Origin of the sequence: Mesorhizobium sp. M7A.F.Ca.CA.001.10.2.1, assembly GCF_003998575.1 — a bacterium.
In the GTDB taxonomy this organism is placed as follows: Bacteria; Pseudomonadota; Alphaproteobacteria; order Rhizobiales; family Rhizobiaceae; genus Mesorhizobium.
Window position 1 is genome coordinate 1 of record NZ_RZQY01000475.1, and the last position, 4,703, is coordinate 4,703.

Here is a 4,703-nt window from a genome sequence, read left to right on the forward strand (position 1 = left end):
GAAGAATGCGGCGGCCGGCGATCTGATGCCCGTTCGCCTTGAGCGCATCGATGAAGCCGACGCCGTCGAAATTGTCGGCATACCAGCTGCCATCCGGCAGCCGTCGCACCGAGTTGGCGCTTTCCACCCGCGCGGCGCGGTCATGCGCGGCGGAGCATTTGTGGTAGACCGCAACCTTGTACGGCACCGAGATGATCACGCCCCTGATATTCTCGGCTGCCGTGATGCCGGCCCAGAAGGTCTCAAAATCCTCCGGGCGGCAGCTCAAGGGCACCATGAGGCTGTCGAGGCCCTTCTGCTCGAAGATCTCGTTGAATATGCCGGGGCTCTTGGCGTGGGCCACGGGATGGGCCAGCATCACGAAGATCTCGGCCTTGCCGGTTCCGCGCATCGGTTTTTACTCCTTTTCTTTTGACAGTTCGTGGCCGCTGAGGATCTCCAGCGCCCGGACGAGAGACGAGTGATCGGCCTCGGCGCCACCTGGATGGGCCGAACAGGCATTCATCAGTTGCTGCGCCATGGCGGTGTTCGGCAGCGCCACGCCAAGGGCGCGGGCACTGTCAAGCGCCAGGTTGAGATCCTTCTGGTGGAGCTTGATGCGAAAGCCTGGGGCGAAGGTCCGGTCGATCATGCGCTGGCCATGCACTTCCAGGACGCGGGAAGCGGCGAAGCCACCCATCAGGGCGCCGCGAACCTTCGCCGGGTCGCACCCGGCCTTGCTGGCGAAGACAAGCGCTTCGGCCACGGCCTCGATGTTGAGCGCGACGATGATCTGGTTGGCGATCTTGCAGGTCTGCCCGGCGCCATTCTGCTCGCCGATCAAAGTGACGTTCTTGCCGAGTGTCTCAAAGATCGGCAGCGCCCGCTCGAACTCGGCGGCCGGGCCGCCGACCATGATGGTGAGGCTTGCCGCCTTGGCGCCGACCTCGCCGCCCGAGACCGGGGCGTCGAGGTAGCCGGCTCCCTTCTCTCGCAGTTTCGCCGCGAACGCCGCCGTGGCGATGGGGCTGATCGAGCTCATGTCGATGACCAGCTTGCCGGCTGACAGTCCTTCCAGGACGCCGTCCTCGCCCAACAGGACGCGTTCGACGTCAGGCGTGTCGGGCAGCATGGTGACGACGATCTCGGACCGCCGTGCCACTTCGGCGGCGGACGCGACGACCGATGCGGTCAGGCCCTGCGGTAGAGGGGAGCGATTGAGAACGGTGACGATCTCATGCCCGGCATCGGCCAGGTGGCGCGCCATCGGTGCTCCCATGACGCCAAGCCCGATGAACCCGATCCTCATTCTCCAGCTCCCATTCGAAAGTCCCTACATCGCATCTTGCAGCGTTTTGTAGCCATATGATATAGGACATCATACAAATTTCAACCAAATGATTGGAGACGATCGCAAGATGCAAGAACGCCTCAACACGCTGAAAGCCGCCACCGCGGCTGGCCGGGCTCACATCGGCATCTGGTGCTCGCTGGCTTCGGCGCTCACCACGGAGATCGTCGCCGGCTCCGGAGCCGATTGGGTTCTGATCGACGGCGAGCACAGCCCCAACCATCTGCGCAGCATCATGGCGCAGCTTCAGGTGATGGGCGGCTTCGACAGCGAGGCTGTCGTCAGGCTGCCCTCCGACGATCCCAATCTGATCAAGCAGGCGCTGGATATCGGCGCACGCAGCCTGATGATCCCCAATGTACGAACCGCCGATCAGGCCCGCGCCATCGTCGCGGCCATGAGCTATGCGCCCGGCGGATTTCGCGGCTTCTCGGTCGGTCACCGCGCCAATGGCTTCGGCCGCATCGCCGGCTACCACGCCAAGGCGCGCGAGCAGCAGCTTCTCGCCGTGCAGATCGAGGATGAATTGGGCGTGGCGAATGCCGCCGAGATCGCGGGGGTCGACGGGGTCGACGTTCTCTTCGTCGGTCCCGGCGATCTTTCCACCAATATGGGCGCGATGGGCAATCCCGGCGCGGCACATGTCCAGGAGGCAATCTCGTCCGTGCGCCAGGCCGCAACGGCGGCAGGCAAGGCAAGCGGCATCCTGGCGCCGGCGAAGGCCGATGCCGACCGCTACCTTGCCGAAGGCTTCACCATGGTTGCCGTCGGTTCGGACCTTGGCCTTCTTGCGCGGGGCTCGGATGCCCTGATCGCTTTGTTCAACCAGTAGCTTGGAGTCGGAGCCATGGCGATCCCGCCTTACAAAGCGCCATCGCGCAACGCCTACGACATCGTCATCGTCGGCGGAGCGGTTGTCGGCTCGTCCACGGCCTACTGGCTGAGCCAGGCGCTGGGCAGCGGTGCCTCGATCCTCGTGGTCGAGCGCGATAGCAGTTACGAGTTTTCATCGACGGCGCTGTCCACCAGCGCGATCCGGCAGCAATATTCCAATCCGATCAATGTGAAGATCAGCCAGTTCGGCATCGAGATCATCCGCACCTTCCAGGAGCGTATGGCACCTTTCTACAAGGACGAACCGGCGCCCGACCTCGGCTTCAAGGAGCATGGATATCTTTACTGCTGTTCACCCGACGGCGTCGAAGCGGCCCGCGAGCGCGTCGATCTGCAGCGCAGTTTTGGGGCCCACACAGTGTTCCTCGAGCCGGGCCCGCTGAAGGATCGCTTCCCCTGGCTCAATGTGGAGGATCTCGGTGGCGGTTCCTGGGGGGCTAGGGAAGAGGGCTGGTTCGACTCCGTGGGGCTGATGAACGGTTTCCGCCGCGCCGCCCGCGCCAGCGGCGTCGAGTATATCGACAATGCAGCGACAGGGCTGGATATTGCCGATGGACGGGTCATCTCGGTGCGCCTCGCGACCGGCCAGACGGTTCGTTGCGGAACATTGGTCAACGCCGCGGGTCCGCGCGCGCAGCAGGTCGCAGCCATGGCCGGCCTGTCGATCCCGGTCGCGCCCTACAAGCGCTACAGCTTCGTCTTTGCCAGCGCCAACCCGATCCCCGGCCGGATGCCCAACGTCATCGACCTTTCCGGTACATTCGTGCGCCCGGAAGGCGAACTTTTTCTCACCGGCAACACGCCGCAGGGCGACGGACCGGCCGGCTACGACGACTTTGAAATGCACCATGAAGAGTTCGACGACTACATCTGGCCGGCACTCTGGCACCGCATTCCGTCTTTCGACGCACTCAAGGTCCAGACCAGTTGGACCGGCCACTACGAGTACAACATGCTCGACCACAACGGCATCGTCGGCTTCCACCCGCAGGTGACCAATTTCATGTTTGCCAACGGCTTCTCGGGGCACGGGCTGCAACAGTCGCCAGCCGTGGGCCGGGGAGTTTCAGAACTTATCGTTCACGGGGCTTTCCAGACGCTCGATCTGTCGCCATTCTGTTACGAGCGCATAGAGCGCAACGAGCCGTTCCTCGAGGAAGCGGTGATCTAGGGCGAGACGATCGACCACCCCGTTTTGATTTGGCGAAGCAATTCATCACGGGACGTCGGTCGTGTTCGAGATTGCACCAAGCACAAGCGCCCCGGTTGTCCTCCTGGCCTCGAGATCGCGATGAGCGTCGGCAGCCTGCGCCAGATCATATTGCCTGGGGCGCGCCGATCTTGATCACACCTAGGTGCAAGCTGGCGGAGAGAGCGGGATTCGAACCCGCGTTACGGTCTCCCGTAAACACACTTTCCAGGCGTGCGCCTTCAACCACTCGGCCACCTCTCCGTCCATGCATGTCGCGTCGGCCGGTTTTGCCGCGCGGGTTGGGGAGATGCACCTCCCTTGGGGCAAGGCGGAACTTCCGCCATCGGCGCCGCCAACCAGCGAACGCCCTTCCCCGCACCTGAGCCGTCGAAGCAACAGGCGCGGGGCTCATCTAGTCGATCCGGCGCCGAATGCCAAGCCATATCAGCAGTCTATTCGCTTTGCCGGCCATACAGTGTTTCGCAAGGCCGCCGGCATGCCCGTTTTTACGGGCGCCGCCGCTGCAATGGTGTGCACAGGCACGACCGCCGGGCCGGCCGCCCTTGACTTCCCCCGGAGTTGCCTGTCGGGTGCCGAGGCTTTGCGGGGGCATTGTGCGGACATGACATCGAGCAATGGACAGACGCCAGTCAGGCGGCCGGACAGCGGGCTTTCCTTCGTGCCGGTGGGCTGGCTCGTCTTCGTCATGGCGTGGTCGGTCTACGGCCTGATCTCCGTCTGGCCCGCGGTCGGCGCCACCGGCCTGCCAGACAGCGTGTTTTACCTTGTCTATGGCGGGCTCGCCGTCGACATCATCACCATCCTGTGGGGGCTTTACCTGCTCGGCCTCGCCTTCGGCCGCTCGGCCCGTTTCCCGCGCCAGTTCACCATCTGGCAGGTCGCCACAATCATCTGGCTGGTGGCCTGGCAGGCCTGTGCACTGACGATTTCGGATTTCGTCTTTTCGGGCCAGGCGCTTGCCATCACCGCTGCTCAACTCGCCATCGGGGTCCTCTGCATCTATCTGCTGCGCCGTGGATCCGAAGCCGATGCCGTTTATGTCAATCCGGAAACCGAAAGCCCGCCTGTCTTCGTCTCGGTCGTCGCCGCGCTGCTCGGCATCGTCCTGGGCGCGGTCATCGGCGCCGTGGGCGGATTCGCCATCGGCTCGGTGATCGCTGATGCCACCGAGATGAGCTGTTTCGAGGGCGCCTGCGGCTATTTCGCCGTGTTCACCGGCCTGGCCGGCCTGGTGATCGGCGCCATTGGCGGCGGCGTTTTTGCCGT

At 64.0% G+C, this 4,703-nt stretch carries 5 protein-coding genes and 1 tRNA gene; 3 read left to right on the plus strand and 3 right to left on the minus strand.

Going from position 1 to position 4,703, the window contains the following annotated elements:
• Both EN964_RS25120 and EN964_RS25125 read right to left on the minus strand, forming a co-directional pair.
• A partial coding sequence (locus tag EN964_RS25120; RefSeq protein WP_373565074.1) for a shikimate dehydrogenase occupies positions 1 to 391 on the minus strand: 391 nt, incomplete at its 3' end.
• A 6-nt stretch (positions 392 to 397) separates the two neighbouring features.
• The gene (locus EN964_RS25125) at positions 398 to 1,288 is read right to left on the minus strand and encodes a 2-hydroxy-3-oxopropionate reductase (protein WP_127268821.1); all 891 of its coding nucleotides are present in this window, start codon (positions 1,286 to 1,288) and stop codon (positions 398 to 400) included.
• 109 nt (positions 1,289 to 1,397) lie between these two features.
• Between EN964_RS25125 and EN964_RS25130 the strand changes: the two genes are divergently transcribed.
• Positions 1,398 to 2,162 carry an HpcH/HpaI aldolase/citrate lyase family protein gene (locus EN964_RS25130; RefSeq protein WP_127268822.1) on the plus strand — a complete coding sequence of 255 codons (765 nt, stop codon included), beginning with the start codon at positions 1,398 to 1,400 and terminating at the stop codon, positions 2,160 to 2,162.
• A 15-nt stretch (positions 2,163 to 2,177) separates the two neighbouring features.
• On the plus strand, positions 2,178 to 3,395 hold the full coding sequence (locus EN964_RS25135; protein ID WP_127271854.1) for an FAD-binding oxidoreductase: 1,218 nt from the start codon (positions 2,178 to 2,180) through the stop codon (positions 3,393 to 3,395).
• Positions 3,396 to 3,587: 192 nt separating this feature from the next.
• On the opposite strand, the gene EN964_RS25140 is transcribed toward EN964_RS25135, so the two are convergent.
• Positions 3,588 to 3,677 (minus strand) — tRNA-Ser (locus EN964_RS25140).
• Positions 3,678 to 4,038: 361 nt separating this feature from the next.
• Here EN964_RS25140 and EN964_RS25145 point away from each other — a divergent pair.
• On the plus strand, positions 4,039 to 4,703 hold a 665-nt coding region (locus EN964_RS25145; protein WP_245490684.1), incomplete at its 3' end, for a hypothetical protein.

Coding starts and splice junctions, on each gene's coding strand:
- EN964_RS25130 (WP_127268822.1), top strand. CDS start 1,398: ATGCAAGAACGCCTCAACACGCTGAAAGCCGCCACCGCGGCTGGCCGG.
- EN964_RS25135 (WP_127271854.1), top strand. CDS start 2,178: ATGGCGATCCCGCCTTACAAAGCGCCATCGCGCAACGCCTACGACATC.
- EN964_RS25125 (WP_127268821.1), bottom strand. CDS start 1,288: ATGAGGATCGGGTTCATCGGGCTTGGCGTCATGGGAGCACCGATGGCG.